The following is a 26,043-nucleotide window of genomic DNA, read 5'->3' as shown; positions in this document are numbered from 1 at the left end:
ACGGCTAGACCGGGGCGGCGCGCCCCGCCAGCCCGGCCTGACGGACGATCTCGGCCACCTGCGCCAGTTGTCCGGCCAGCGGGCTGGTCTTGCGCCAGACCATGCCGATGGTGCGCAGCGGGCGCGGCTGCGGCAGCCGCGCCACCGACACCTGCGCCGAGCGGGTTTCAACCGCCACCGCCATTTCCGGGATCAGCGTCACGCCGATGCCCGCCCCCACCATCTGCACCAGCGTGGACAGCGAACTGCCTTCCATCAGGTCGCGCGGGGCCGAGGGCGACAACATGCAGAAGGACAGCGCCTGATCGCGGAAACAGTGACCCTCTTCCAGCAGCAGAAGCCGCATCTCGCGCAGGGTTTCGGGGTTGGGCACCGGCTTGCCCGCATCTTCGGGCGGGCGCACCAGGATGAATTCCTCGTCAAACAGCGGCTGTTCGGTCAGCGCGGGTTCGGACACCGGCAGCGCCACGATGGCGGTATCCAGCCGCCCGTTCAGCAGATCGTCGATCAGCACCTGTGTCACCGTCTCGCGCGGGCGCAGGTCCAGATCGGGATAGCGCGCGGCCAGCGCCTTGATCACCCGGGGCAGCAGATAGGGCGCCACGGTCGGGATGACACCGATCCGCAGCCGCCCCGCCAGCGGCCCGACAGAGGCCCGGGCCAGATCGGCCAGTTCATCGACCGACCGCAGGATTTCGCGCACCCTTTGGGCGAAGTCCTCGCCCAGCGGCGTCAGCCGGATCTGCCGCGCGCCGCGTTCCACCAGGGTCGCCCCCAGCAGATCCTCCAGTTCCTTGATCTGCAAGGACAGCGCCGGTTGCGAGATGGCGCAATCCTCGGCCGCGCGCCCGAAATGGCCGTGCCGGGCCAGCGCGTCGAAATAGCGGAGGTGGCGCATGGAAAGGCTGATCATAAGCCCAGCTTATTGCACACCTTAGAAAATGCAATTTGGAATTATGATACACAAATGTTAGAACGATTCCATATTCAGGGTCGGGAAAGCTGGCGTCACCGCGCCGGGCCGGGCCTGGAACGCCATGAAAACCACAGCCGCATCGGAGACACGGATGGACGGGAACGACACCAGGGGTTCGGGCAAATGCCCGGTCATGCACGGCGCGATGACCAGCGTCGGGACCAATGTCATGGAGTGGTGGCCGAATGCCCTGAACCTTGACATCCTGCACCAGCATGACAGCAAGACCAACCCGCTGCCCGGCTTCAACTACCGCGAGGCGCTGAAGACGCTGGATGTCGAAGCCCTTAAGCGTGACGTGAAGGCGCTGATGACCGACAGTCAGGACTGGTGGCCCGCCGACTGGGGCCATTACGGCGGCCTGATGATCCGCATGGCCTGGCACGCGGCGGGGTCTTACCGTCTGGCCGATGGCCGGGGCGGCGCCGGCACCGGCAACCAGCGGTTTGCGCCGCTGAATTCCTGGCCCGACAATGCCAACCTGGACAAGGCCCGCCGCCTGCTGTGGCCGATCAAGAAGAAATACGGCAACAAGATAAGCTGGGCCGACCTGATCGTTCTGGCCGGGACGATGGCCTATGAATCGATGGGCCTGAAGACCTTTGGCTTCGGCTTCGGCCGCGAAGACATCTGGCACCCGGAGAAAGACGTGTACTGGGGCAGCGAAAAGGAATGGCTGGCCCCCAGCGACAGCCGCTATGGCGATCTGTCCGATCCTTCGACGATGGAAAACCCGCTGGCCGCGGTGCAGATGGGCCTGATCTACGTCAACCCCGAAGGGGTGAACGGCCAGCCCGACCCGATGAGGACCGCCGCCCAGGTGCGCGAGACCTTCGCCCGCATGGCGATGGACGATGAGGAAACCGCCGCGCTGACCGCGGGCGGCCACACCGTCGGCAAGACCCATGGCAACGGCAGCGCCGCCAACCTTGGCCCCAGCCCGGAAGGCGCCGATGTGACCGAACAGGGCCTTGGCTGGATGAACCACACCAGCCGCGGCATCGGCCGCAACACGGTGACCAGCGGCATCGAAGGCGCCTGGACCACCCATCCGACCCAATGGGACAACGGCTATTTCGACCTGCTGTTCGGCTATGAGTGGGAGTTGAGGAAATCGCCCGCCGGTGCGTGGCAATGGATGCCGATCAACATCCGCGAAGAAGATATGCCGGTCGATGTGGAAGATCCCTCGATCCGCGTCATGCCGATCATGACCGATGCCGACATGGCGATGAAGGTTGACCCGGCCTATCGCGCGATCTGCGAACGCTTCCGCGCCGACCACGCCTATTTCAGCGACACCTTCGCCCGCGCCTGGTTCAAGCTGACCCACCGCGACATGGGCCCCAAGGTCCGCTACATCGGGCCGGACGTGCCCGCCGAAGACCTGATCTGGCAAGATCCGGTGCCCGCCGGCCGCAGCGATTATGACGTGGCCGCCGTCAAGGCCCGGATCGCGGCCTCGGGCCTGTCGGTGGCGGATGCCGTTGCCACCGCCTGGGACAGCGCGCGCACCTATCGCGGGTCGGACATGCGCGGCGGCGCGAACGGCGCCCGCATCCGGCTGGCCCCGCAGAACGGCTGGGAAGGCAACGAACCGGCGCGACTGGCGCGTGTGCTTTCGGTGCTGGAGCCCATCGCCGCCGCGACCGGCGCTTCGCTGGCCGATGTCATCGTGCTGGCCGGCAGCCTTGGCGTGGAAATGGCCGCCCGTGCCGCCGGCTTCCCGGTCGCGGTGCCCTTCGCCCCCGGCCGTGGCGATGCCAGTGCCGAACAGACCGACGCGGCCTCGTTCGACGTGCTGGAACCGCTGGCCGATGGCTTCCGCAACTGGCTGAAGAAAGACTACGTTGTCAGCGCCGAAGAACTGATGCTCGACCGGGCGCAGCTCATGGGCCTGACCGCGCAGGAGATGACCGTACTGGTCGGCGGGATGCGGGCGATGGGCACCAACCACGGCGGCACGGCGCATGGCGTCTTTACCAACCGTGTCGGCGCCCTGACGACCGATTTCTTCACCACGCTGACCGACATGGCCTGGAAATGGGTGCCGGCGGGCAACAACCTGTATCACCTGACCGACCGCAAGACCGGCGCGGTGAAATGGACCGCGACCCGTGTCGATCTGGTGTTCGGCTCGAACTCGGTCCTGCGGGCCTATGCCGAGGTCTATGCCCAGGATGACGCCGCCGAGAAATTCGTGCGCGACTTCGTGGCCGCCTGGACCAAGGTGATGAACGCCGACCGTTTCGATCTGCGCTGATCGCGGCACGGTCTGCCGGAACTTCGGGCGCCCTCCGGTCTTCGGGGGGCGCCTTTTTCGTGACGGCCCCGGCTCAGGCCAGACGGTCGGGCAAGACCTCGGCCCCGATCAGCGCATCGGGCCGGGCGGCGGTGATCGCCGCCGCCGCAAGGCCCGGACCCGGCCCGGTTTCCCCGGTGCCAAGGTCGCCGCGCACCCAGGTGGCCCTGGCCCCGGCCTGCCAGCCCAGCCGGCAGGCGCGGATGCAGCCCACGGCCTCCAGCGTTCCCGAGATTTCGAAATCGGGCGTCAGCCCGCCCGCGCCGGTGGCCATGGCCGCCACCAGCCGCCGCGTCAGGTCCAGCCCCACCGGGCAGACCCGGCCCAGATGCGGGCAGACCGTCGCGCAGGTCACCTGCCAGCGCGGCGACATTCGGCCGGGGATCGCGTCACCCGGCCCCTCGGGCGCAGGGGCACGTTCGGGGAAAAATCCGTCTTCCATCACGTCTCCTGTCGGGCGCCCCGCCCGCTTCGGGTTTCGGTGTGATGGCAGGTCTCCTGACTTGCGGGTCTTCGCCTTTCCGCGCCTTCCCGGTGCCGGGGCACCAGTGGACCATTGCAGATCAGCTCGCCGCTTACAGTTGCGGGGGCAGTCGCGGCCTTGGCCCCCGAAGGCGCCGCACCGCGTTCCCATTTTCATCCGAAGGCTTGCGCCCGCCGGAACCATCGCCCGCAGAAAGCCGCGTTTCGGCGGGCAGAGTCAAGCCGTGCCGCTGGGGGCGGACGGGAGCGACCATTCCCCCTTGCGCGACGGCCCCTGTTGCGGCACCCCTGCCCCATGTCCAGCCCTGCCGCCTTTCTCAATGTCCAGGCCTCGCTGACCGGCCGCCGCTGGGTCGGGCCCGATGCCGGGGCCGACCGTCTGGCCGAGGCGATGGCGCAAGCCACCCGCCTGCCGCTGCCGCTGTGCCGCATCCTTGTCAGCCGCGGCGTGCCGCCCGATCAGGCCGCGGGCTTTCTGGCCCCCACGCTGAAAGACCTGCTGCCCGACCCGCGGTCGCTGCGCGACATGGAAAAGGCCGCCGCGCGGCTGGTGCGCGCCCTGACCTCGGGCGAGCGGATCGCCATCTTCGCCGATTACGATGTGGACGGCGGGGCTTCGGCGGCGCTGCTGCTGGCCTGGCTGCGCGCGCTGGGGCGCGATGCCACGCTGTATATCCCCGACCGCATCGACGAAGGCTATGGCCCCAATGTCCCGGCCATGCAGGCGCTGGCGCGCGACCACGGGCTGATCCTTTGCGTCGATTGCGGCACGCTGAGCCATGAGCCGGTTGCCGCCGCCGCGCCGGCCGATATGGTGATCCTTGACCACCACCTTGCCACCGAAACCCTGCCCGCCGCCCATGCGGTGGTGAACCCCAACCGGCAGGACGAAGACGGCAGCCTGGCGCATCTCTGCGCGGCCTCGGTCGTGTTCCTGGCGCTGGTCGAGGCCAACCGGCAATTGCGCGGCCAAGGCAGCACCGGCCCCGACCTGATGGCGCTGCTGGATCTGGTCGCGCTGGCCACTGTGGCGGATGTGGCCCCGCTGATCGGCGTCAACCGCGCTTTCGTGCGGCAGGGGCTGCGCGTCATGGCCCGGCGGGAGCGGCCCGGCCTGCGCGCGCTGGCCGACATTGCGCGCATGGACAGCGCCCCCACCGCCTATGCCCTGGGCTTTCTGCTGGGGCCGCGCGTCAATGCCGGGGGCCGCATCGGCCAGGCCGATCTTGGCGCCCGCCTGCTGGCCGCCACCGATGACGCGCAGGCCCTGGCCCTGGCCCGCCGGCTGGACGAGCTGAACACCGAACGCCGCGTGCTGACCGAAGCCGTCCGCGAAGAGGCGCTGGCCCAGGCCGAGGCGCGCGGGCTTGATGGCCCGCTGGTCTGGGCCGCCGCCGAAGGCTGGCATCCCGGCGTGGTGGGTATCGTTGCCGCGCGGCTGAAGGAAGCCACCAACCGCCCCGCCATCGTGATCGGCTTCGACGGCGGCATCGGCAAGGGATCGGGCCGGTCGGTCGCCGGGGTTGATCTGGGCGCCGCCGTGCAGCGCGTGGCGGCCGAGGGGCTGCTGGTCAAGGGCGGCGGGCACAAGATGGCCGCCGGCCTGACGGTGGACCGCGACCGGCTTGAGGCCGCCATGGCCCGCCTGTCCGAACTGCTGGCCCGCCAGGGCGCCGGCGCCGCCGGCCCGCAAGATTTGCGCATCGACGGGTTGCTGATGCCCGAAGCGGCCAACCTGGCGCTGGCCGAACAGATCGAAAGCGCCGGCCCTTTCGGCGCCTCGGCCCCGGCACCGCGATTCGTGCTGCCCTCGGTCAGCGTCGCCGCCCGCCGCATGGGCGAATCGCACCTGCGGCTGACCATCGGCGGGCGCAGCGGTGGCGGGCCGGAAGCGGTGCTGTTCGGCGCCTTCGACAGCCCCCTTGGCCCCGCGCTGGAACAGGGCGGACACCGGCTTTTCCACCTTGCCGGCAAGCTGGAGGTGAACACCTGGGGCGGCCGCTCGCGCGTGCAGTTCCGTCTGGACGATGCTGCGGAAGCCTGATCGGAAAACCTTCGTTTTTCCTCTTGCAGAACCCGCGCAGCCCCGTTAGACACCCGCCACACCGACAGCGTGGCCCGTTCGTCTATCGGTTAGGACACCAGGTTTTCAACCTGGGAAGAGGGGTTCGACTCCCCTACGGGCTGCCACTTCTCCGTATAAGATATTGGAACACATGGGGTTTCCCCCGTGCCCGCCAATGGCGAGACGAACCCGTATGCGGAGCTGCGCCGCATCTGCGCATTGTGCCAGCATCATGACGGCCCTGAAGATGCCTCGCGGCAGTTCCATCAGCACAGTCGGGCGCAACTCGTCTCTCGCACGCCACGGCGAAGCAGAAAGCCCCTGCCGAGTATGAAAACTCGATCGCGCCGTCTGAAACGGAGGGAAGCGTCTGACGTTCAGATCGCGGCGATGCAGGCCGAAGGCCAGAAACGGCCCCGAACCCGGTGACGGCGACCTGATTTCATGATGCCGTCGATCCTTGAGTCGACAACCCGACTGGACTTACGCTTTTCAAACACCTGTGCTGTCTTCCGCCGGCGCAGGCCGGTTCACGGAGCGCATGGACGACAATTCAATGTTTGCCTGGCCTGGAAAAAGCGCGGCCGAGGGGCAGGTGCCGCACCCGGCGGTCCTGCACATGCTGGATGTCGGCGCCGTCGCCGAACGGCTGATCGCCCCCTTTGGCTTCGAGCCTGCGCTGCGCGACGCGCTGGTGCTTCTGGTCGCGCTGCATGATCTGGGAAAGATCAGCGACTCGTTCCGCGCGATGATCGAGAGCGGTTCTCGGCAGACATACCGCCACTGGGAATTGTCTGAGGCGTTGTTCTTCGCCCATGATGCGCTGCTGGGCGCAAAACTGGGTGGCGATGATCTTCAGCGCGCCGCGCTTTACGCGGCCGTCGCGGGGCACCACGGCCAGCCCTCTGACCTTGTGCTGGGCGATCTTGGCCGATCAAGCCGGGATCTGCGGAAAGTCCTGCGGCAGGTTGGATCGGGGCTGGAACCGGCGGGCGAGGTCATTGCGGCTTTCAGCGCCCTCTGGCCCCGGGCATCGCTGCAGAGCCTTGCCCCGGGCGCCGCCACGACCGCGCTGAGCTGGTGGGTGCCGGGCCTTTGTGCCGCGGCTGACTGGATCGGGTCGAACACCACCTGGTTTCCGCCAAGGGCCGGTCAGCCCCGGCTGGCCGACTATCTGGCCGAGGCGCGCGCAGCGGCGGAGCGGGCCGTGGCCGAGGCCGGGCTGGCGGGTAGCCCGGTGCAACCGGGCGCGACCTTCGACTTTGCCCTGCGCCCGATGCAGGCGGCCTGCGCCTTGGTCGCCCTGCCCGATGGCCCCGTGCTGGCGGTGATCGAAGATGAAACCGGCGCGGGCAAGACCGAGGCGGCGCTGATCCTTGCGCATCGCATGGCGCAGGCGGGCAAGGGGCGCGGCCTTTACTTCGCCCTGCCGACGATGGCGACGGCGGATGCGATGTTCGGCCGTGCCAGCGAGGCCGTGGGCCGGATCTTCGCCGCCCCGAGATTGACCCTGGCGCATGGACGCGCCGCGCTGTCGGTTCCGTTCCGCGATCTGCCGACAGGGGGTGCGCCGGGCGAGGATGCGCCATCCTGCACCGACTGGCTGAAACAAAGCCGCCGCCGTGCGCTTTTGGCGGATGTCGGCGTGGGCACGGTGGATCAGGCGTTGCTGTCGGTGCTGCCGGTCAAGCACCAGACGCTTCGGCATTTCGGGCTGTCCTCGAAGATCCTGATCGTCGATGAGGTTCATGAAATGGGCGAGCCCTATATCGGCAAGGAGCTGGAGCGTCTGTTGCAGATGCACCGCGCGGCGGGCGGCTCGGCCATCCTTCTGACGGCCACGCTGCCGCTGGACCTGCGGGCGCGGTTGCTGGCGACCTATGGCGGGGCCAATCCCGGCCCGGCCTATCCGGCGCTGACGGTGGCGGGCGGGGCTTCGGTCACGGGTCTTGCCGCCGATACGCGGGCCGTGAAGGGGCCGGTGAAGGTGGACAGGATCGACAGCGCCGAGGCGGCCGCCGATCTGATGGTGGCGCAGGCGGCGCGGGGCGCGGCCTGCGTCTGGGTGCGCAACGGGGTGGATGATGCGATCGCCGCCGTCGGGATGCTGCGGGAACGGGGGGTGGCGGCGCGGCTGCTACATGCGCGCTTCGCGCTGAACGACCGCAAGCGGATCGAGGCCGAGGTGCTGGCGCGCGTCGGCAAGGATGGAACGGATCGGGCGGGCTTCATGCTGGTGGCGACGCAGGTGCTGGAGGCTTCGCTGGACCTCGATTTCGATGTCATGGTCTCGGACATTGCCCCGATTGCGGCGTTGATCCAGCGGGCCGGGCGGCTGTGGCGGCATATGGACCGCCGCCCCGCCGCATCGCGCCCGGTCCCCGCCCCCGTGCTGCATGTGCTGTCGCCCGATCCGGCGAAGGTGACCGATGACCGCTGGCTGCAGGGCACGCTGGGCAGCGGGGCCTGGGTCTATTCGGTTGCCGATGTCTGGCGCAGCGCCCGCGTCCTGTTCGCGGCAGGGCGGATCGTGGCCCCGCAGGGACTGCGCGCGCTGATCGAGGCGGTGCATGGCGAGGGCGCCGAGGATGTGCCCGAAGCGCTGGCGCGGGCCGAGATGGAGGCGCTTGGCAAGGCAGCGGGCGCCCGCACCCTTGCGTTGCACAATCTGGTGGACCTGTCCGCGGGTTACCGGGATGCGGGCCGGGGCGCGGACGATGTGGCCTACCCCACCCGCCTGGGCGAAGAGACGCGCGTTCTGGTTCTGGCCCGCCGGGTGGGCGCGGCGCTGCACCCCTGGGCGCCACCCGATCCGGCAAACGACCCTGGCTGGTCAGACGCCTGGGCCTTCTCGGAAGTCGCGGCCAGCCGCAGGAAGCTGGACCGCCTGCCCCTGCCCGACCAATCCTCGCCCGAGATCGCGGCCATCACCCGCCTCTGGCCGGAGTGGAAGAGTGCCGGGACAATCCTCTGCCCGGTGGGCGATGATGGCAGTCTCTGCGAGGGCTTGCGGTATGATCCCGATTGCGGTCTGGTGTTCCTTGCCCCGGACTGATCGGGGATGAACCGTGTTCGGACGACCGATGGACCGGGACTAGATTCTGTTCCCCGCACTCGCGGGGATTAAGTGTTCAGACGAACGATGCTTTCTACTTGACTTGAGCTGTTCGATCTGCCAATAAGAAAGCCTCGGGAGGGTATTCCCCGCCCGAGGCTCCTGAAGACCACATTCCCCGCCGCGCCAACGGCAAGAAGTCGCGAGGTGTGAAAGATGCAGAAATTACCTTTCTGAACCCGCTCGTGGCGCTTTTCTTTTAGCATCACCTGCGGGCGCGGGCAATGACATGATGTCCTTGCCCTTTGCGGGCCGGCCCGGCTTTACGCCATTGCGTCACCTTGCCGCTTTACTGCGAGCCGGGACCGGCTTTCTATCGCCATGATTGCAAGCAGGGATCACCATGTCTCTCAATCTGATTTCCGATCCATGGATTCCGGTAATCTGTTCCGATGGTTCGCGCCGGATCATCGCACCGTGGCAAATGGCCGAACCGGGGCCCCGTTCGCCGGATTGGCCGCGGCCCGATCTCAACATCGCCTGCCATGAATTCCTGATCGGGCTGGTCTATCTGGCCGATCCGCCCGCCGACCTTCATGACTGGCGCAACCGCCGCGCGCCCGATCCGGCCCGGCTGCGCGAGAAGCTGGCACCCTTTGCACCCGCCTTCGACCTGCTTGGTGATGGCCCGCGGTTCCTGCAGGATCAGGAGCCGCTGGAGGGCGAGACCAATTCGCCCGACATGCTGTTCATCGACAGCGCCGGTGCCAATACCGCCCGCAACAACGCCGATGTGATGGTGCATCGCTGCCGCTATCCGGTGCTGGACCCGGCCCTTGCGGCGATGGCCCTTTATACCTTTCAGGCCTTCGCCCCGTCGGGCGGAGCGGGCAATCGCACCTCGATGCGCGGGGGCGGGCCGCTGGTCACGCTTGCCGATCCCGGGGACGGGCTTTGGCCGCGCATCTGGGCCAATGTGCCCTATGGCCAGCCCGGAACCACACAAAGCCTGCCCTGGATGCGCGCCACCCGCGTTTCGGACAAGGGGCTGGAAACCTTTCCACCCGAGGATGCCCTGTTCGAACCCGAGGCGTTTTTCGGCCTGCCACGCCGGTTGCGGCTGGTGGCCAGCGAAGGCGGCGTGACCGGGGTGATCCAGAAACCCTATGGAACGAACTATGCGCGCTGGAAGCACCCGCTGTCGCCCTATTACCGGCTGAAACCCGGCACCGAATGGCTGCCGAAACACCCGCGTGCCGGGCGGTTCGGGTATCGCAACTGGCTGGGGATCGTCGCTCAGGAAGCGAAAAGCGAGGTGACCGAGCTTTCGCTGTCGCTGCGCAATTGGGAGAGCCGCGGCGGGGGCGGTTCGGTCATCGTTGCGGGCTGGGCGATGGACAACATGAAACCCCGCGACTTCACCCTGTCGGTGCAGCCCCTGCCCGACCTGCCGGTCGCGGCGCAGGATCTGCTGGCCTTCCTGATCCTTGGCGCCGAGGCGGCGGGTGTCGCCCTGCGCGGCGCGCTGGAGCCGGTGCTGGCCGGGGGCGAAGCGCGCGAGGCCGAGCGGGAGGCGTTTTTCATGGCCACCGAGACGCGGTTTGCCAGGCATCTGGACGCGATCCGGGCCGGGGCGGACCCCCGCGCCGACTGGCTGGCCGATCTGCGGGCGCAGGCGTTGCGGCAATTCGATGCGCTGGCGGTTCCCGGGATCGACCAGCGCGAGACCGATCAGATCAACCGCATCGTCACGGCGCGCAAGTTCCTTGGCCTTGCCTTCGGGGGATATGGCAAGCAGGGCAAGGCGATCTTCGAGGCGCTTGACCTGCCCCTGCCGGAAAAGAAGGGGAAAGCGGCATGAGTGTGCGTTCCGAAGAACAAGGTGCCATCGCCTACGCCTGGTGGAAGCAGCATATTTCGAGAAGGGACGAGGCGGGTCAACGCGGTCTGTCTGCCCGTTTGCGCCGAGCGGATATCATCAAGATCCTGTGCGAGCCGGCGGTACATGAACTGTACCGTGACCTGCGTATGAAGCCCAGCCAAAGCTATGATCTTGCACGTCTTGCTACGCTGCTGGCCGAGTTGCGGAGTAACGACAGACAAACCTTGGCCCAAGTCCTTGGGGGCGAAAAGCCCACCCTGTCCAGGTCGCGCTTCGAACATCTGATCCGGGCAAAGGGCGATGATCTTACGGACGGCCTTCGCAATGCAATTCACATGCTCAAACCGGAACGACGAGTTTGCAACGTGGCAGTTTTCGCCGCCGATCTGATGAACTGGGAGGCGGCGAGGCGACGGTGGTGCTTCGAGTATTTTGATCCCGACACTCCTGCCCCGACAAACGATGACCGACGCCTTCAGGATTCCGAGGAGACCTCCGAATGACCACCTTCGTGCAATTCCATCTGCTGACCAGCTATGGCCCCTCGAACCCCAACCGTGACGATCAGGGCCGCCCGAAACAGGCGATGGTCGGCGGGGTGCCGCGGCTGCGGATGTCGTCGCAATCGGTGAAGCGCGCGCTGCGGGAGAGCAGCTTTTTCGCGCTGGATCTGGCCGGGCATACCGGCACGCGCACCAAGAAACTGCATGATCGGCTGCGCGAACATCTGGGAAAGAAGGGCATCGCCGACAAGGCGGCCTCCGATGCCGCAACGCAGGTGGCGGCCATCTTCGGCAAACTGGAGACGGTGAAGGAAAAGGACGGTTCCGAGACGGTCAAGGCCACGACGCTGGCCTTCATCTCGCCCGCCGAATGGGCGCTGGCCGAGGAGCTTGCCGAAAAGGCGGCCGCGGGTGAGGCCTTGCCCAAGGACAAGGACCTGAAAAAGCTGGTGCTGCGCCGGGCCGATGGCGCAGTGGATATCGCCATGTTCGGGCGGATGCTGGCCGATGACGCCGATTTCAACCGTGATGCAGCGGTGCAGGTTGCCCATGCCATCACCACCCACAGCGCACAGGCCGAGGAGGACTGGTATTCGGCGGTCGACGACCTGAACAAGGCCGAAGACACGGGCGCGGGGCACCTGGGCGAAACCGCCTTCGGCTCGGGCATCTATTATCAGTATGTCTGTGTGAACTGCGACTTGCTGATCGAAAACCTTGGCGGCGAAAGGGACCTGGCGGCGCGCGGGATCGAGGCGCTGGCGAAGGCCCTGCCCCAGACCAGCCCCGCCGGCAAGCAGAACAGTTTCGCGCATCGCCCGATCGCCTTTTTCATGCGGGCCGAAGCCGGGCCCCGCGCGCCGCGCGATCTGTCGGGGGCCTTCTTCACCCCGGTGGACCGCAAGCTGCGCGATCTGGGCGCGAATGATCTGCAAACCGGCTCGATCAAGGCGCTGGAGCAAACCTTGGCACAGATCGACGCCTGCTATTACGATGGTCAGGCCGAAAACACCTGCACGCCGCTGAACACGCTGGACGGCACCGGTACCCTGTCGGAAATCGTGCGCTTTGCCGGCCAAGCGGTTCGGGGGGCCTGATGCAGCCCTTCCTGATCTTTGGCCTGACCGCCAACCTGGGCGCCATGGGCGAACTTGCCGGGCATGAGCGGCGCGGCGGGCTGACCTTTCCCGGCCGGTCGGCGGTGATCGGGGTGATGGGGGCGGCGCTTGGCATCCGCCGCGACGGCGATTTTTCGGCGCTTGAGGTGCTGGAGATCACCATCGGCCTGCATGACAGCGGCGCCCCCTTGCGCGATTACCACACCATCGAAACGGTGCCCTCGGCGGCGGTGAAATCACCCAATTCGCGCCCCGAGGCGCTTCGGGCCGCGCGGGGCCGCACCAACACCACCATCACCCTGCGCGACTACCGCGCCGGGCCGCTGTTCAGCGTCGCCGTGGCGGGTCAGGGGCTTGCGGCGCTGGCAACCGCGCTGAACGCCCCGGTCTTCACACTGTATCTTGGCCGCAAATCCTGCCCGCTGGCCGCCCCGCCCGGGGCGCGGCTGGTGCAGGCCGAACGGGCGGAGGACGCCCTGGCGCAACTGATCCTGCCCCCCTGGCGGCAAAAGGACCAGTTGCAGGCCGTCGTGGTTGAAGACCCCGCAGGCGAGGTGCTGCACGATCGGGCCCTTGACCGTGCCCGCTGGCATTTCGCAGCGCGCCGGGTGGCGGTGCGGCCGGTGGCGGGGGCTGCGACATGACGCTTTATCTCAGCCATCTGCGCCTGTCGCGGCGGCCTTCGGCGCAGGCTCTGGCCCCCCTGCTTGCCCCCGCCGACCCGGCGGCGCGCAAGGCCGCGCAGCACAACCTGCTGTGGTCTGTCTTCACCGATGGCCCCGACCGCAACCGCGATTTCCTGTGGCGCGAAGAGCGGGAGAACAGTTTCCTCACCCTCTCGGCCCGCCCCCCCGCGCAGACCGACCTGTTCGAGCCGCATCAGGTGAAGGAATTCGCCCCGGCCCTTTCCATCGGGGACCGGCTGGACTTCCAGTTGCGCTGCAATGCCACCCGCACCGAAAAGACCGGCGGCTTGTCGGAACGGGGCAACGAGAAGAAGCGCCACATTGATCTGGTCATGGATGCCCTGCAGGCGGTTCCCGGCCGCAAGGATTTGCCCGAAGGGGCCCAAAGCCTCCGGGCACCGGCGCGGCTGTCCCTGGCACAGGATGTGGGCCGCGCCTGGCTGGCACGCCAGGGGCAAAAGGCCGGGTTTCACCTGCTGGCGGCCGAGGTGGCGGATTACAGCACCGAGGTGCTGCCCGGCCATCGCGGCCCGCGCAAGGGCCAACCGCAATTCGGCATCCTTGATCTGACGGGCAGGATCGAGATCACCGACCCGGCGGCATTCCTGCCGATGCTTGCGGCGGGGTTCGGTCGCGCCAAGGCCTTCGGCTGCGGCCTGATGCTGATCCGGCGCGCGGCATGACCGGCGCGGGGCAGGATCTGCCGGGACTTGCCCCGCCCTCTCCGATCCCGCTCAAAGACCGGGCCTCGATGGTCTTTGTCGAACATGCCCGGCTGGATGTGCTGGATGGCGCCTTCGTCGCGGTGAATGCCGATGGCACGCGCACCCAGATTCCGGTGGGCGGCATCGCCTGCATCCTGCTGGAGCCCGGCGCCCGCATCAGCCATTCCGCCGTGGCCCTGGCAGCCCGTGTCGGCACCCTGATCACCTGGGTCGGCGAAGGCGGCGTGCGGCTTTACTCTGCCGGGCAGCCGGGCGGCGCGCGGGCGGACCGGCTGCTGTGGCAGGCGCGGATCGCGCTGGACGATGCCGCCCGCCTGCGGGTCGTTCGCCAGATGTATGCGATGCGCTTTGGCGAAGAGGCACCGTCGCGCCGGTCCATCGACCAGTTGCGCGGGATCGAAGGGGTGCGGGTGCGCGAAACCTATGCCTTGCTGGCAGACCGTCACGGCGTCAACTGGCAGCGCCGCCGCTACGACACCCGCGACTGGGAGGCCGGAGATGTGCCCAACCGCTGCCTGTCTGCCGCCACGGCCTGCCTGCACGGCCTGTCCGAAGCTGCCGTGCTGGCCGCCGGTTACGCCCCCGCCATCGGCTTTCTGCATTCCGGCAAGCCCCTGTCCTTCGTCTATGACATCGCGGATCTCTTCAAGATTGATACCGTGGTGCCCGAGGCCTTTCGCATCGCAGGGCTGGCGGCAAAGGGCCGGCTGGACATGGCCCCCGACCGCGCCGTCCGGCTTGCCTGCCGCGATGCCTTCCGCAAGACCGGCCTTCTGTCCCGCATCATCCCCGCGATCGACCAAGTGCTTTCGGCCGGCAACCTGCCCCGCCCCGATCCCCCGCCCGAGGCGATGCCGGTGGCGATTCCCGAAGACCCCAGCGGCGACGGGGGCCATCGCGGATGATGGTCGTGGTGGTCACGAACGCCCCGCCCCGCCTGCGCGGCCGCCTTGCCGCATGGCTGGTGGAACTGCGGGCCGGAGTCTATGTCGGCGACTATTCCGCCCGCACGCGCGAGATGATCTGGGATCAGGTGCTGGCCGGTCTGGACGAAGGCGACGCCGTGATGGTCTGGAAGGCCCCGACCGACCAGGGCTATGACTTCCTGACCCATGGCCGCAACCGCCGGATGCCGGTGGATTTCGACGGACTCAAGCTGGTGAGTTTCCTTCCCGAGAAGCCCGCCTGACCTCGACCAGCCAAGGCCGAAACCTCGGTGCGCTCTTTGACATCGTGAATTCCGTGGAGGATCAATCGCCTGCAGAAAGACTCTTCCCCGCACCCGCGGGGATGAGCCGTTGGACAAATCTGGTCAACGCGACATTCATCCCTCTTCCCCGCACCCGCGGGGATGAGCCGTCGCCCAGCGCGTCTTCCAGCGCCCAGACCTCCTCTTCCCCGCACCCGCGGGGATGAGCCGATCGTCAGCCGAACGGCAAACAAAATGGATGCCTGTTCCCCGCACCCGCGGGGATGAGCCGCCGACTTCCTGGTTCTGCCCGCCGCCGTTGCCCTGTTCCCCGCACCCGCGGGGATGAGCCGGACCGGGACGGCACGGAACGGCCCTGGGCGGCCTGTTCCCCGCACCCGCGGGGATGAGCCGAACTACCCGTTCGAAAACGCGGCCAACATCAACTGTTCCCCGCACCCGCGGGGATGAGCCGGCTTCGCGCTCCCATGCGGTCCCGATGGTGTACTGTTCCCCGCACCCGCGGGGATGAGCCGATGCTGCCATGCCGGAATACCTGCCACGGCATCTGTTCCCCGCACCCGCGGGGATGAGCCGGGCTCGCGCTGGTAGGGCGCATTTTCAAAACTCTGTTCCCCGCACCCGCGGGGATGAGCCGCCATTTTTGATCTGGCCCACGCCGAATGCCTCCTGTTCCCCGCACCCGCGGGGATGAGCCGGCCACCACCCGCAGACCGCCGCTCTTGGACAGCTGTTCCCCGCACCCGCGGGGATGAGCCGCTCCAGCGCCGCCGGATCGTCATCCACATCGACTGTTCCCCGCACCCGCGGGGATGAGCCGTAGTATGGCCACCACATCGCGCGCCAGACCGGCTGTTCCCCGCACCCGCGGGGATGAGCCGATTCGCTTGACCTTCAGCGGCGGCACGATTCCCTGTTCCCCGCACCCGCGGGGATGAGCCGCCCGGGGCTTCGTGAGGACGGCATTCCAGGTCCTGTTCCCCGCACCCGCGGGGATGAGCCGGTCGCGATCCTGATGGAGGATGTGTGATGGCCCTGTTCCCCGCACCCGCGGGGATGAGCCGAACCTGGACAACGCTGGCCACCATTTCCGCGACTGTTCCCCGCACCCGCGGGGATGAGCCGAACACGCTGCGGCGGTGCTTGCGGTCTGGTCCCTGTTCCCCGCACCCGCGGGGATGAGCCGTTTGGTGCTGACACCCTGCACGATCTGACCCGCCTGTTCCCCGCACCCGCGGGGATGAGCCGCCAGTGGCTTTTGGCTGTCTTCCCGTAGCGGTCTGTTCCCCGCACCCGCGGGGATGAGCCGCGGCCGATGCCGACCGACAGGCCGGCGGCGGTCTGTTCCCCGCACCCGCGGGGATGAGCCGCCATGCGTTCGGCAGGGGCCATTGCGTGATGTCTGTTCCCCGCACCCGCGGGGATGAGCCGCCGTCGCCAATGCGACGGCGTTCCAGGAACAGCTGTTCCCCGCACCCGCGGGGATGAGCCGGAGTTGCGGGATGAAATCCTTGGCCCCGATGTCTGTTCCCCGCACCCGCGGGGATGAGCCGGGCCTCATGCAGCTCTGCGCCACCGGGCCGACTTGTTCCCCGCACCCGCGGGGATGAGCCGGATGTTGAGAACCGTGACTGGCCGACGCGCTTCTGTTCCCCGCACCCGCGGGGATGAGCCGGTCCGCAACTTCGAACAGCCGCCCGGCCTGCCCTGTTCCCCGCACCCGCGGGGATGAACCGGGGTTGCCCGTGGCAGAAATCGCCCGCATGTTCTGTTCCCCGCACACGCGGGGATGAACCGGACCGAGCCATGCCGGAAGACGGAATGCTACGCTGTTCCCCGCACCCGCGGGGATGAGCCGTCCGGAATCACCCTGCCGACCTACTCGACAACCTGTTCCCCGCACCCGCGGGGATGAACCGAAACCTGGGTGCGGAATGTTTGTGCCATAGGTCTGTTCCCCGCAAAGGGCGGTCGTGCTGTGCCAGTACCGGCCGGACCAGTCTGGCCGCCCATGCGCAGATGCTCTGCCATCGCCGCTTCTGAAGCGAAACAAGCGTCCCTTCGCATCGGGTTCAAAATGGCAGCGTTGTCCCGCATATCTGTTGCGGCTGACCTGCCGCCGGCTGTCCCTTGTTCATATCGAAAGTGGGTTTGGTGCGAGGATGAGCGGCCCATCTTGTGCCCGATGCCCCCCAACCGCCGCGCCCCGATGGTCTTGCACGGGCGGGGGCATCGTGATGGCCCGCCGGCACCAGCCATTTGACAACGGGCCGGGGCCCTTGCGGGCGGCCCCGGCCTTTTGGATGTTTGTGTCGAAATGCCCGAACTGCAGGTGACGCCTGACCAGATCATGGCACGACCCTTTGTCATATCCCGGCGATGCACCGCACAGCGGTCGGCGCAGCAATGATCGCAAGGCGGAGACGGGCGCTAATCATCAAGCGACTTTACCGAAGCATCGGCCTGCCCCTGGACCCAGTAGCCCGAGGCCTTGATCCAGTTCGGCGCCATCCCGCGCGCGATCAGTGCCGCACGCAAAGCCTTGGCCACCCCCGCCTCGGCTGCGATCCAGGCGAAAATGCCCGGACGCAGTTCAATACCGGAAAGCGCCGCCAGCAGGGAGCCCGGGTCTGCGGCCTTGGCCAGCGGGCGCGCGATCCAGTGCGCCTTGTGTCGGGCGACGGTCTCGAAACCTTGCCGGTCCGCCTCTGACGGCACGGCGACAAGGCTTGTAACCGGCGTTCCCGCCGGCAATTCCTCGATCCAGCGGCCGATGGCAGGCAGGGCCGTCTCGTCGCCGATCAGAAGCCAGTGCGTGACCGGGCCGGTGATCACCGTCGAGCCGCGCGGCCCGCCGATGCTTGCCACATCGCCCGGTTGCGCGGCGCGTGCCCAGTCAGCGGCAGGTCCGCCGGGGTGATCAACAAAATCCAGCGTGAGTTCGCGACGAACAGGATCGAAGCGACGGGGCGTGTAATCGCGCATCTGCGGTCGCGCCTCGGCGGTGTCGGGACCAAGGAAGAGCTTGACGTGATCATCAGGGGCAAGGCTCTGAAAATCGGCCAGATCGTCCCCAGCCAGCACCACCCGGATCATCGCGGGGGTAAGTTGGGTAACGCTGCGCACAGTCAGGTTGCGCCGCTTCGGGTCTTGCCGGAAACGCTGCAGGTGCGGGGCGGGTGTGTCGGTCATCTTCGGCCTTTCTGTCCGGCCCGGCCTCGGATGCGCTGATCCAAACGCACCGAAACACGGGCCCGTGGGGTGCCAGTGTCGGTGCGTTGATTCACGTTAACGCTTACGATGGATCGGGCTTATGATCTTTCAGCGACCGGAAGACGGCAAGGGCTGCATCGCCAGATCACGGCAATGTCAGCCCTGCAGCGCCCCGAAATGCGCACGTTTTCGCGCCGAATGCCTGAACCCGCGCGGGTTCATGGCCCTTGCGGGGGGCGCTGAAACGCGAACGGATCGGCGGGGAGACACCAACACGGACCGGCCATGCGGCGCGATTGGCAAGATGGTCCCGATCTGCCGAAACGGGAGGAGAGGCGCGGCGTTTTGCGCGACACGTCGCGCGCAAGCTGACGGACCCCGCGGTCAAGGACTGGCGTGCCCTGTTTCAACGGGCGGGGCCGGGAAGAAACCCATCGGCGCGGGGGCGGCGCAGAGAAGTTTCATGATGTCTTGCCGCAAAATAGACGATTGATATTGACGTGATTTATCCCGAAGGTTGCCGGCATGACAGGCCCCCAAGGCGGGGCGCGAGAACGCCCCGCCTTGGGGGCCTGAATGCAGCACGCAAACGGAGCTTGGAATGACCACAAATCTGGCCCGTCGTCCCGGCGGGCCCCGGATCGCAATCCAGATCACCGGCGTGGCGAAGTGGTTGGGGTTACGTCGGGTCTTGCGCGACAACGGGCTGATCCGCCTTCCATCCCTGTCTGCTGTCTTTGCCCCGTTCACAGCCCCGGTGCCGGCCTTGGCTTGCCAGCCCGGGCCCCTTGCCCCACACTCCCCCTCATCCAACCATCAGGTGCCAGAATGACCCTTGTCCTGTCCCGTCGTGGCCTGTTCCTGTCGACTGCGGCGCTTGCTGCCCTGCAATTCCTGCCCCGTTCGGCCAGCGCCCAGTCCGGCGGCCGGATCACGGTTGCGGCCGACAGCGAACCCGCACAATTGAACCCGGCGATCGCGGCGTCGAACGGCGTGTTCTACATTTCGTCCAAGGTGATCGAACCGCTGGCCGAGGCTTCCTATGATGACGCGGGGCTGCGGCCGCTGCTGGCAACGGGGTGGGAAGGGGCGGAGGACGGCCTCTCGATCACCTTCAAGCTGCGCGAAGGGGTGACGTGGCATGACGGCACGCCCTTCACCTCGGCCGATGTCGCATTTTCGGCGCTACAGGTGTGGAAACCGTTGCAGAACATCGGCCGCACGCTGTTTGCCAACCTTACCGCCGTCGATACGCCGGACGCGCATACGGCGGTCTTCCGCTTTTCGGCCCCGACACCGCTGCAACTGATCGCCAAGGCGCTGCCCGTGGTGTCATCTGTGCTGCCGAAGCACATCTATGATGGCAGCGAAATTGCGGAGAACCCGGCCAACCGGGCCCTGATCGGAACGGGGCCGTTCGTCTGGGGCGACTACAAGCCCGGCGAATACTATCTGCTGAAGCGCAACCCGGCCTACTGGCAACCCGATCTGCCGCTGGCCGAGGAACTTGTGTTCCGCGTTCTGCCTGACCGTGCCGCAGCGGCGGGGTCGCTGGAGGCGGGCGAAGTCCAGCTTGCGGCCTTCTCATCGGTGCCGCTGGTCGAGCTTGACCGGATCGGCAAGGTGCCGGGCCTGACCGTCATCACCAAGGGCTATGAGGCGCTGACGTATCAACTGGTGGTCGAGATCAACCACCGCAACGCGCATCTGGCCAACCTGAAGGTCCGGCAGGCAATTGCCCACGCGATCGACAGGCAATTCGTGCTGGACACCATCTTCCTTGGCTATGCGGCCAAGGCAACCGGGCCGGTGCCCGCCAACGATCCGACCTTCTACACGCCGGATGTGACCACCTACGCCTTCGATCCCGAAAAGGCCAAGGCCCTGCTGGATGAAGCCGGCTTCCCGGCGGATGCCAGCGGCAAACGCTTTGCGCTGCGATTGCTGCCCGCGCCCTATTTCAACGAAACCCGCCAGTTCGGCGATTACCTGCGTCAGGCGCTGGCTGCCGTGGGAATTGAGGCGACCATCGTGGCGAATGACAGCGCGGCGCATCAGAAGGCGGTCTATACCGACCATGATTTCGACCTTGCCGTCGCGCCGCCCGTGTTCCGGGCCGACCCGGCAATCTCGACCACCAATCTGGTGCGGTCGGGCATCCCTGCGGGGGTGAACTTCTCGAACCAGGGGGGCTATGTGAACCCCGAACTGGACAGCCTGATCGACACCGCGCTGACGACACTGGACCCGGCCGCGCGCGTGGCCCTTTATCACCGCTTCCAGCAACTGGTCACGGCGGACCTGCCGCTGATCAACGTCGTCGACTGGTCCTTCACCTCGGTTGCCTCGGACAAGCTGGGGAACATCGCGAACAATCCCCGCTGGGCGGTTTCCAACTGGGCGGACCTGACACTTGGCACCTGAGCCTTTCCCTTCGCGCCGCCCGAGATGACCCCTGCCCTGCGCCGTATTCTGGGTCGCCTGATCGGCAGCATTCCGGTGCTGCTGATCGTGGTGATCGGGGTTTTCCTGCTGCTGAATTCGGCTGGCGGCGATGCCGTCGATGCCTATCTGGCCAGCATCGGGGGCGGCGATGCCGGCCTGGCCGCAAAACTGCGGGCAGAGCATGGGCTGGACCAGTCCATCTGGCGGCGGCTGATCTTCACCCTTGGGCGGCTGGCGCAGGGCGACCTGGGCTGGTCTGTCGCGCTGAACCGCCCCATCGCCGCCGTCATTGCCGAACGGCTGCCCAACACGCTTTGGCTGATGGGCAGCGCCACCGCCCTGTCATTCCTTGCCGGATCGGCGCTTGGCATCCTGGCCGGACGCAGGCCGGGTTCGGCGGTGGACCGGCTGCTGTCGGGCGGGTCGCTGCTGCTTTACTCGATTCCCGGTTTCTGGCTGGGTCTGGTGCTTTCGGTGATCTTCGCCGTGCAACTGCGCTGGTTGCCGGTGTCGGGGATCGAGACCATCGCCTCCGGCAAGACCGGCATGGACCGGGCGCTGGACATCGCGTGGCATCTGGTGCTGCCGGTATCGACCTTGGGGATGATCTATCTGGCGCTGTTCCTGCGGGTGATGCGCAGCGGCATGGCCGAGGCCTGGAGCCAGGATTACATCCTTGCCGCCCGCGCCCGTGGCCTGTCGGAAAGCCGCATCGTGCTGAACCACGCCGCGCGAAATGCGCTTTTGCCGCTGATCACCTTGCTGGGGTTGCAGGCGGCCTCGATGCTGGGCGGGTCTGTGGTGGTGGAAAGCGTCTTTGGCGTGCCGGGTTTCGGGCGGCTGGCGCAAGAAGCCGTGGCCGGGCGGGATACGCCGCTGCTGCTGGGGGTGATCCTGGTCTCGGCGGTGCTGGTGATCCTGACCAACCTGCTGGTCGATCTGGCCTATGGCGTGATCGACCCGCGCGTCGGACGGGGCGGCACCTGATGGCCGGCCTGCTGAAGCGCCCCGAAGCGTTGGCCGGCGGGGCCGTCCTGCTGACGCTTGCCCTGATCGCGCTGGCCGCGCCGCTTCTGTCGCCGGGCGATCCGCTGGCAATCGCGGGCAAGCCGCTGATCCTGCCGCTGACCGATGCCGCCCATCCGCTGGGCACCGACCGGCTGGGGCGGGATCTGCTGGCGGGTCTGATCCATGGCGCCCGCACCTCGATGACGGTGGGCTTGCTGGTGGCCGTGGTGGCGCTGTCGGCCGGGATGATCGTCGGCACGGTCGCCGGCCTGGCTGGCGGCTGGACCGAGGCGGTGCTGATGCGCCTTGTCGAGGCGTTCCAGATCGTGCCGGGCTTCCTGTTGGCACTGGCCCTTGTCTCTGTCGCGGGGCCGTCACTGGCGGGAGTGGTTCTGGCCATCGCGCTTGGCGCATGGACCGGCCCTGCCCGGCTGGCGCGATCAAGGGTTCTTGCGCTGCGGGAAAGCGAATTCGTGGCCGCCGCGCGGGTGCTTGGCCTGCACCCCGCCGAGATTGCGTTTCGCCAGATCATGCCGCTGGCCCTGCCCCCCGTGCTGTCGCTGACCGCGATCATCGTCGCGGGCGCAATCCTGACCGAGGCAGCCCTGTCCTTTCTTGGGCTGGGCAACCCCAATGTGGTGACATGGGGCGGCATGATCGCCGAAGGGCGCAACCAGTTGCGCTCGGCCGCGTGGCTGTCGATCATTCCGGGGCTGGCGCTGGTGATCACCGTCGTCTCGACCTACCTTGTGGGCGAGGCCCTGACCGACAGCCTGACCGAGCGGAGGCCGCGATGACCGACCGTCCGCTGCTGTCCCTGCAACAGCTCGCCGTCACCTATCCGGGCGCCCCGCAGCCCGCCCTGCAGGGCATCGACCTTCGGCTGGCCCCGCGCGAAAAGCTGGCGGTGATCGGGGAATCCGGGTCGGGAAAATCCACACTGGCGCGGGCAATCGCCGGGCTGCTGCCCGCCGGAAGCCATGTCGGGGGCGATCTGATCTGGTCGGGCGATGCCCCTGTTCCGGGGCGGGACATCGGCTTTGTCTTTCAGGACCCGGGGGGCAGTCTGGACCCGCTGCTTTCGATTGGCGCGCATCTGGTCGAAGTCTTGCGAACCCATCTGCCGCTTTCGCCCCGGGCGGCGCGGGACCGGGCGGGCGATCTGCTGGCACAGGTCAGGCTGCCCGATCCGCGCGCCGCTCTGGAGGGTTATCCGCACCAGTTTTCCGGCGGGCAGCGCCAGCGCATCGCCATTGCTCTGGCAATCGCGGCCGGGCCGGCGCTGCTGATCGCGGATGAGGCGACATCGGCGCTGGATGTTCTGGTGCAGGCCGAGATCGTGGCCCTTCTGCGGGATCTGGCCGTGGCCCGGACCATGGCCCTGATCTTCGTGACGCATGACATCGGGCTGGCGGCCCAACTGGCCGACCGGATTGCCGTGTTGCGCAATGGGCGGCTGCAAGAGATCGGGCCCACGGCCCGCGTGCTGGCCGCGCCGCAGGCAGAGTACACGCGGCAGTTGCTGGCGGCCCATCTTGACCTGTCCAGCCCGCCCCTGGTGGAGGCGCGCGGATGAGCCTGCTGACCGTCACCAACCTGAGCAAGACCCACCACGGTGCCCGGCAGGTGCGCGCGCTGGAAAACGTCTCGTTGTCGGTGGATGCGGGCGAAACGCTGGGGCTTGTCGGGCCTTCGGGCTGTGGCAAGTCCACGCTGGCCCGCATGATCCTGCGGCTGGACCGCCCGGATGCCGGGGCCATCCGCTTTGACGGGCAGGACTGGCTGGCGCTGCGCGGACGCGATCTGCGACGGGCACGCGGCGGCCTGCAGATGGTGTTTCAAGATCCGGCCGCGGCCTTTCATCCCCGCGCCACCGTGCAAGGCGCGCTGGCCGAGGCGCTGCGGCTTCATTCCGGGATGCCGCGCGCCGCCTGGGCGACACGGATTGCCGATCTGCTGACACAGGTCGACCTTGCCCCCGACCTGGCGCCGCGGCCGCTGTCCACGCTTTCGGGGGGGCAGCAACAGCGGGTTGCGATCGCCCGCGCCATTGCCACGGGCCCGCGGCTGGTGGTGCTGGACGAGGCGCTGTCGGCGCTGGACACCTCGATCCGGGGCCGCATCCTGGCCTTGCTGGTCCGGCTTCAGCGTGACCTTGGGCTGGCCTACCTGTTCATCGGCCATGACCTTGCGGTGGTGCGCGCCATTTCCCACCGGATCGCGGTGATGGACGCGGGCCGGATTGTCGAGACGGGTCCGGCAACCAAGGTGCTTGCCCATCCGCAGGCCGATCTGACCCGCCGCCTGATTGCCGCCATTCCCACGCTTTCCCCGCCCGGAGACCTGCCATGACACCCCCCGCGCCCTGGACCCCGCTGCCCGATGCCCCGGCATTTCCCGCCACAGGCTACGCGCCCCTGGCAGATGCGATCGGGCGCCTGCTTGGCACCAGCAACGATGTGCTGCTGCTTCAGGGCGAGGCGGTGGTGGCGCTGGAAGCCGTGGCCCAATCCCTGGGCCGGCCCGGGCTCAGGGCGCTGAACATCGTCACCTCGATGTATGGGCGGTGGTTTGGCGGCTGGCTGCGGCGCGCAGGCGCCGAGGTGCAGGATCTGGTCGCCCGACCGGGACAGCCGATCAGCCTTAACGCGGTGTCCGAGGCGCTGGACGCGGCGCCGTTCGATCTTGTCGCCGTTGTACATGCCGAAAGCGCCTATGGCATCCTGAACCCGCTTGAGGAAATTGCCGCGCTTGCCCGCGCAAGGGGGGCATTGATCGTGGTCGATGCGGTGGCGTCGGTCGGCGGGCACCGGCTGGAGGTCGACGGGCTGGGGCTGGATGTCGCGGTGATCGGGCCGCAAAAATCGCTGGGCGGGCAGGCCGGCGTTTCGGCGCTGTCCATTTCGCCCGCCGCATGGGAACGGGTGGCCCCGGCGGACGAAGCGCCGTCGATCCTGTCGCTGGCCGATCTGCGCGACGGCTGGCTGGCAACGGGGCGCCTGGCCCTGCCCGGCACCCCTTCGGCGCTGGAATTCCACGCGCTTGCCGCAACGCTGGCGCGCGTTGAACAGGAAGGGCTGGCCGCCTTGCAGGCCCGCCATGCCGATGCCGCGCGGGCGGCGCGGGCGGGGGCGCTGGCCCTGACCGGCCGCGCCTGGGTTTCGCCTGACCGCGCCTCGAACCTTGTCACGGCCGCGGCCCTGCCCCCCGGGATCACGGCGGCGGCGGTGCTTGCCCATGCGCCCGCCGGGCATACGCTGAGTGCCGGCGTCGGGCCCGGAGGGGACGGGCTGATCCGGCTGAACCATACCGGCCCGCGCGCCCGGAAGGACGTGGTTCTGGGCGACCTTGTGGCCCTTGCCCGGGCCTTGGGCGCGCTTGGCCATGCGGTTGATCTGGCCGCCGCGCTTGCGGCGGCAGCGGACGCATGACAGGCGGCGCCAGTTACGGCGTTCTGCGCCGGCCCGTGGCGGTTGTGTTCGATCTGGACGACACCTTGCTGACGGCCTACCGGACCCCGGAACGGACCTGGGCCGCAATCATCGCCGAACACGCCGATGCGCTTGGCGAACATGACAGCCGCTGGGTCACTGCCAATGTGCTGAACCGCGTTCTGGAATTCCTGTCCCGGGACGAGGGGCGCAAGATGTGGCGGCTGGAAGGTGACGCCACCCGGCGGCAGGTCGTGCGGTCAGCCTTCCACCGGCTGAACCTTGCCCGACCGCCCGGGTCAGAGCCGCTGCACGGCGTTGATGCCGACCGGATCGCCGACAGGTTCGAGACCTTTCTTGAAGAGACCATCCGCCTGAAACCCGGCGCGCGGGACATGCTGGATCAATTGACCGGGCAAGGGCTGCGGCTTGCGTTGCTGACCAACGGTTCAGGCCCACGGCAAAGAGACAAGATCACGCGGTTTGATCTGGAGAAATACTTCCAGATCATCCGCATCGAGGAAGAAGTTGGCGTCGGAAAGCCGGAAGCCGCCGCCTATTCCGGTCTTCTGGCCGATCTCGGCTTGCCGCCAGCCCGGGCCTGGATGGTGGGCGACGATCCCGTCTGGGATGTCACCGCGGCGGCAGAGGCCGGGATGACCGCCATCTTCTATTCCGAAGACCCGCTGGCGCCCACACCGGCCAAGGCCGCGGCGCGCATTTCAACGCTGGAAGACCTGCCGCCGCTGGTTGTCGGGGCAGATCAATCCGCCGGGCAGGGTTCCGCCCGTTAAGCGGGACAGGCCGCGCGCTGCCGGGCAACAGGATTGTCGCCCGCCCTTCCCCGGACGCCGAAGGGGCGGTTCGGCCATGGCCTGGCCGGTTCACCTGTCGCGCGGCGCCCAAGGTGCCTCCTGCCCGCGCTTCCCGGCGCGATTCAC

General features: G+C 67.9%; 20 protein-coding genes, 1 tRNA gene, 1 CRISPR repeat array and 1 riboswitch. Of the genes, 18 read left to right on the top strand and 3 right to left on the bottom strand.

What is annotated here, in order from left to right:
* Positions 1–4: 4 nt before the first annotated feature.
* Positions 5–913, bottom strand: coding sequence for a hydrogen peroxide-inducible genes activator (locus tag B6K69_RS16155; RefSeq protein ID WP_108644525.1), 909 nt, complete (start codon positions 911–913; stop codon positions 5–7).
* A gap of 154 nt (positions 914–1,067) precedes the next feature.
* Between B6K69_RS16155 and katG the strand changes: the two genes are divergently transcribed.
* Complete coding sequence (gene katG, locus B6K69_RS16150; RefSeq protein WP_108644524.1) at positions 1,068–3,239, top strand: catalase/peroxidase HPI; 2,172 nt, start codon at positions 1,068–1,070, stop codon at positions 3,237–3,239.
* 73 nt (positions 3,240–3,312) lie between these two features.
* Here katG and B6K69_RS16145 read toward each other — a convergent pair whose 3' ends face one another.
* Positions 3,313–3,720 carry a hypothetical protein gene (locus B6K69_RS16145; RefSeq protein WP_123876585.1) on the bottom strand — a complete coding sequence of 136 codons (408 nt, stop codon included), beginning with the start codon at positions 3,718–3,720 and terminating at the stop codon, positions 3,313–3,315.
* A gap of 29 nt (positions 3,721–3,749) precedes the next feature.
* A riboswitch (cobalamin riboswitch) is annotated at positions 3,750–3,961 on the bottom strand.
* Positions 3,962–4,056: 95 nt separating this feature from the next.
* Here B6K69_RS16145 and recJ point away from each other — a divergent pair.
* The 10 genes from recJ to cas2e all read left to right on the top strand — a co-directional run bounded on the left by recJ (position 4,057) and on the right by cas2e (position 14,984).
* On the top strand, positions 4,057–5,805 hold the full coding sequence (gene recJ / locus B6K69_RS16140; protein ID WP_108644523.1) for a single-stranded-DNA-specific exonuclease RecJ: 1,749 nt from the start codon (positions 4,057–4,059) through the stop codon (positions 5,803–5,805).
* Positions 5,806–5,876: 71 nt separating this feature from the next.
* Positions 5,877–5,951, top strand: a tRNA-Glu gene (locus B6K69_RS16135).
* Positions 5,952–6,382: 431 nt separating this feature from the next.
* Entirely contained in the window at positions 6,383–8,881 is a 2,499-nt protein-coding gene (cas3, locus tag B6K69_RS16130) for a CRISPR-associated helicase Cas3' (protein WP_164681981.1), read from the top strand.
* Positions 8,882–9,284: 403 nt separating this feature from the next.
* Positions 9,285–10,742 carry a type I-E CRISPR-associated protein Cse1/CasA gene (gene casA, locus B6K69_RS16125; protein ID WP_108644522.1) on the top strand — a complete coding sequence of 486 codons (1,458 nt, stop codon included), beginning with the start codon at positions 9,285–9,287 and terminating at the stop codon, positions 10,740–10,742.
* Complete coding sequence (gene casB, locus B6K69_RS16120; RefSeq protein ID WP_108644521.1) at positions 10,739–11,266, top strand: type I-E CRISPR-associated protein Cse2/CasB; 528 nt, start codon at positions 10,739–10,741, stop codon at positions 11,264–11,266. The genes casA and casB overlap by 4 nt, the downstream gene beginning before the upstream one ends.
* On the top strand, positions 11,263–12,363 hold the full coding sequence (cas7e, locus tag B6K69_RS16115; protein WP_108644520.1) for a type I-E CRISPR-associated protein Cas7/Cse4/CasC: 1,101 nt from the start codon (positions 11,263–11,265) through the stop codon (positions 12,361–12,363). The genes casB and cas7e overlap by 4 nt, the downstream gene beginning before the upstream one ends.
* Positions 12,363–13,028 carry a type I-E CRISPR-associated protein Cas5/CasD gene (cas5e, locus tag B6K69_RS16110; RefSeq protein ID WP_108644519.1) on the top strand — a complete coding sequence of 222 codons (666 nt, stop codon included), beginning with the start codon at positions 12,363–12,365 and terminating at the stop codon, positions 13,026–13,028. The genes cas7e and cas5e overlap by 1 nt, the downstream gene beginning before the upstream one ends.
* Positions 13,025–13,753 carry a type I-E CRISPR-associated protein Cas6/Cse3/CasE gene (gene cas6e, locus B6K69_RS16105; protein ID WP_108644518.1) on the top strand — a complete coding sequence of 243 codons (729 nt, stop codon included), beginning with the start codon at positions 13,025–13,027 and terminating at the stop codon, positions 13,751–13,753. The genes cas5e and cas6e overlap by 4 nt, the downstream gene beginning before the upstream one ends.
* Complete coding sequence (cas1e, locus tag B6K69_RS16100; RefSeq protein WP_108644517.1) at positions 13,750–14,700, top strand: type I-E CRISPR-associated endonuclease Cas1e; 951 nt, start codon at positions 13,750–13,752, stop codon at positions 14,698–14,700. The genes cas6e and cas1e overlap by 4 nt, the downstream gene beginning before the upstream one ends.
* Positions 14,697–14,984, top strand: coding sequence for a type I-E CRISPR-associated endoribonuclease Cas2e (gene cas2e, locus B6K69_RS16095; protein WP_107672138.1), 288 nt, complete (start codon positions 14,697–14,699; stop codon positions 14,982–14,984). The genes cas1e and cas2e overlap by 4 nt, the downstream gene beginning before the upstream one ends.
* Positions 14,985–15,064: 80 nt before the next feature.
* Positions 15,065–16,924: a CRISPR direct-repeat array (repeat unit 29 nt; unit sequence CTGTTCCCCGCACCCGCGGGGATGAGCCG).
* Between the two features lie 511 nt (positions 16,925–17,435).
* On the opposite strand, the gene B6K69_RS16090 is transcribed toward cas2e, so the two are convergent.
* Positions 17,436–18,197, bottom strand: a complete 762-nt coding sequence (locus tag B6K69_RS16090) for a siderophore-interacting protein (protein WP_108644516.1) — start codon at positions 18,195–18,197, stop codon at positions 17,436–17,438.
* 849 nt (positions 18,198–19,046) lie between these two features.
* On the opposite strand from B6K69_RS16090, the gene B6K69_RS16085 reads away from it, so the two are divergent.
* The 7 genes from B6K69_RS16085 to B6K69_RS16055 are packed head-to-tail and all read left to right on the top strand — an operon-like array spanning position 19,047 to position 25,896.
* Positions 19,047–20,642: an ABC transporter substrate-binding protein gene (locus B6K69_RS16085; protein ID WP_108644515.1), complete on the top strand. Its 1,596-nt coding sequence runs from the start codon at positions 19,047–19,049 to the stop codon at positions 20,640–20,642.
* 24 nt (positions 20,643–20,666) lie between these two features.
* Positions 20,667–21,650, top strand: coding sequence for an ABC transporter permease (locus B6K69_RS16080; RefSeq protein ID WP_107672141.1), 984 nt, complete (start codon positions 20,667–20,669; stop codon positions 21,648–21,650).
* A complete protein-coding gene (locus tag B6K69_RS16075) occupies positions 21,650–22,468 on the top strand; it encodes an ABC transporter permease (protein ID WP_108644514.1) in 819 nt (272 codons plus the stop codon). The genes B6K69_RS16080 and B6K69_RS16075 overlap by 1 nt, the downstream gene beginning before the upstream one ends.
* On the top strand, positions 22,465–23,247 hold the full coding sequence (locus B6K69_RS16070; RefSeq protein ID WP_108644513.1) for an ATP-binding cassette domain-containing protein: 783 nt from the start codon (positions 22,465–22,467) through the stop codon (positions 23,245–23,247). The genes B6K69_RS16075 and B6K69_RS16070 overlap by 4 nt, the downstream gene beginning before the upstream one ends.
* A complete protein-coding gene (locus B6K69_RS16065; RefSeq protein ID WP_108644512.1) occupies positions 23,244–24,023 on the top strand; it encodes an ABC transporter ATP-binding protein in 780 nt (259 codons plus the stop codon). The genes B6K69_RS16070 and B6K69_RS16065 overlap by 4 nt, the downstream gene beginning before the upstream one ends.
* Complete coding sequence (locus B6K69_RS16060; protein ID WP_108644511.1) at positions 24,020–25,102, top strand: aminotransferase class V-fold PLP-dependent enzyme; 1,083 nt, start codon at positions 24,020–24,022, stop codon at positions 25,100–25,102. Before B6K69_RS16065 ends, B6K69_RS16060 begins: the two co-directional genes overlap by 4 nt.
* Positions 25,099–25,896, top strand: coding sequence for an HAD family hydrolase (locus B6K69_RS16055; protein ID WP_108644510.1), 798 nt, complete (start codon positions 25,099–25,101; stop codon positions 25,894–25,896). The genes B6K69_RS16060 and B6K69_RS16055 overlap by 4 nt, the downstream gene beginning before the upstream one ends.
* Positions 25,897–26,043: the final 147 nt, after the last annotated feature.

This window comes from Pseudogemmobacter blasticus (assembly GCF_003071405.1).
GTDB classification, from domain to species: domain Bacteria; phylum Pseudomonadota; class Alphaproteobacteria; order Rhodobacterales; family Rhodobacteraceae; genus Pseudogemmobacter; species Pseudogemmobacter blasticus.
The sequence above is the reverse complement of the archived record's forward strand: the minus strand, read 5'-3'. Positions and strand labels throughout refer to the sequence as shown.

Coding starts and splice junctions, on each gene's coding strand:
- B6K69_RS16155 (WP_108644525.1), bottom strand. CDS start 913: ATGATCAGCCTTTCCATGCGCCACCTCCGCTATTTCGACGCGCTGGCC.
- katG (WP_108644524.1), top strand. CDS start 1,068: ATGGACGGGAACGACACCAGGGGTTCGGGCAAATGCCCGGTCATGCAC.
- B6K69_RS16145 (WP_123876585.1), bottom strand. CDS start 3,720: ATGGAAGACGGATTTTTCCCCGAACGTGCCCCTGCGCCCGAGGGGCCG.
- recJ (WP_108644523.1), top strand. CDS start 4,057: ATGTCCAGCCCTGCCGCCTTTCTCAATGTCCAGGCCTCGCTGACCGGC.
- cas3 (WP_164681981.1), top strand. CDS start 6,383: ATGTTTGCCTGGCCTGGAAAAAGCGCGGCCGAGGGGCAGGTGCCGCAC.
- casA (WP_108644522.1), top strand. CDS start 9,285: ATGTCTCTCAATCTGATTTCCGATCCATGGATTCCGGTAATCTGTTCC.
- casB (WP_108644521.1), top strand. CDS start 10,739: ATGAGTGTGCGTTCCGAAGAACAAGGTGCCATCGCCTACGCCTGGTGG.
- cas7e (WP_108644520.1), top strand. CDS start 11,263: ATGACCACCTTCGTGCAATTCCATCTGCTGACCAGCTATGGCCCCTCG.
- cas5e (WP_108644519.1), top strand. CDS start 12,363: ATGCAGCCCTTCCTGATCTTTGGCCTGACCGCCAACCTGGGCGCCATG.
- cas6e (WP_108644518.1), top strand. CDS start 13,025: ATGACGCTTTATCTCAGCCATCTGCGCCTGTCGCGGCGGCCTTCGGCG.
- cas1e (WP_108644517.1), top strand. CDS start 13,750: ATGACCGGCGCGGGGCAGGATCTGCCGGGACTTGCCCCGCCCTCTCCG.
- cas2e (WP_107672138.1), top strand. CDS start 14,697: ATGATGGTCGTGGTGGTCACGAACGCCCCGCCCCGCCTGCGCGGCCGC.
- B6K69_RS16090 (WP_108644516.1), bottom strand. CDS start 18,197: ATGACCGACACACCCGCCCCGCACCTGCAGCGTTTCCGGCAAGACCCG.
- B6K69_RS16085 (WP_108644515.1), top strand. CDS start 19,047: ATGACCCTTGTCCTGTCCCGTCGTGGCCTGTTCCTGTCGACTGCGGCG.
- B6K69_RS16080 (WP_107672141.1), top strand. CDS start 20,667: ATGACCCCTGCCCTGCGCCGTATTCTGGGTCGCCTGATCGGCAGCATT.
- B6K69_RS16075 (WP_108644514.1), top strand. CDS start 21,650: ATGGCCGGCCTGCTGAAGCGCCCCGAAGCGTTGGCCGGCGGGGCCGTC.
- B6K69_RS16070 (WP_108644513.1), top strand. CDS start 22,465: ATGACCGACCGTCCGCTGCTGTCCCTGCAACAGCTCGCCGTCACCTAT.
- B6K69_RS16065 (WP_108644512.1), top strand. CDS start 23,244: ATGAGCCTGCTGACCGTCACCAACCTGAGCAAGACCCACCACGGTGCC.
- B6K69_RS16060 (WP_108644511.1), top strand. CDS start 24,020: ATGACACCCCCCGCGCCCTGGACCCCGCTGCCCGATGCCCCGGCATTT.
- B6K69_RS16055 (WP_108644510.1), top strand. CDS start 25,099: ATGACAGGCGGCGCCAGTTACGGCGTTCTGCGCCGGCCCGTGGCGGTT.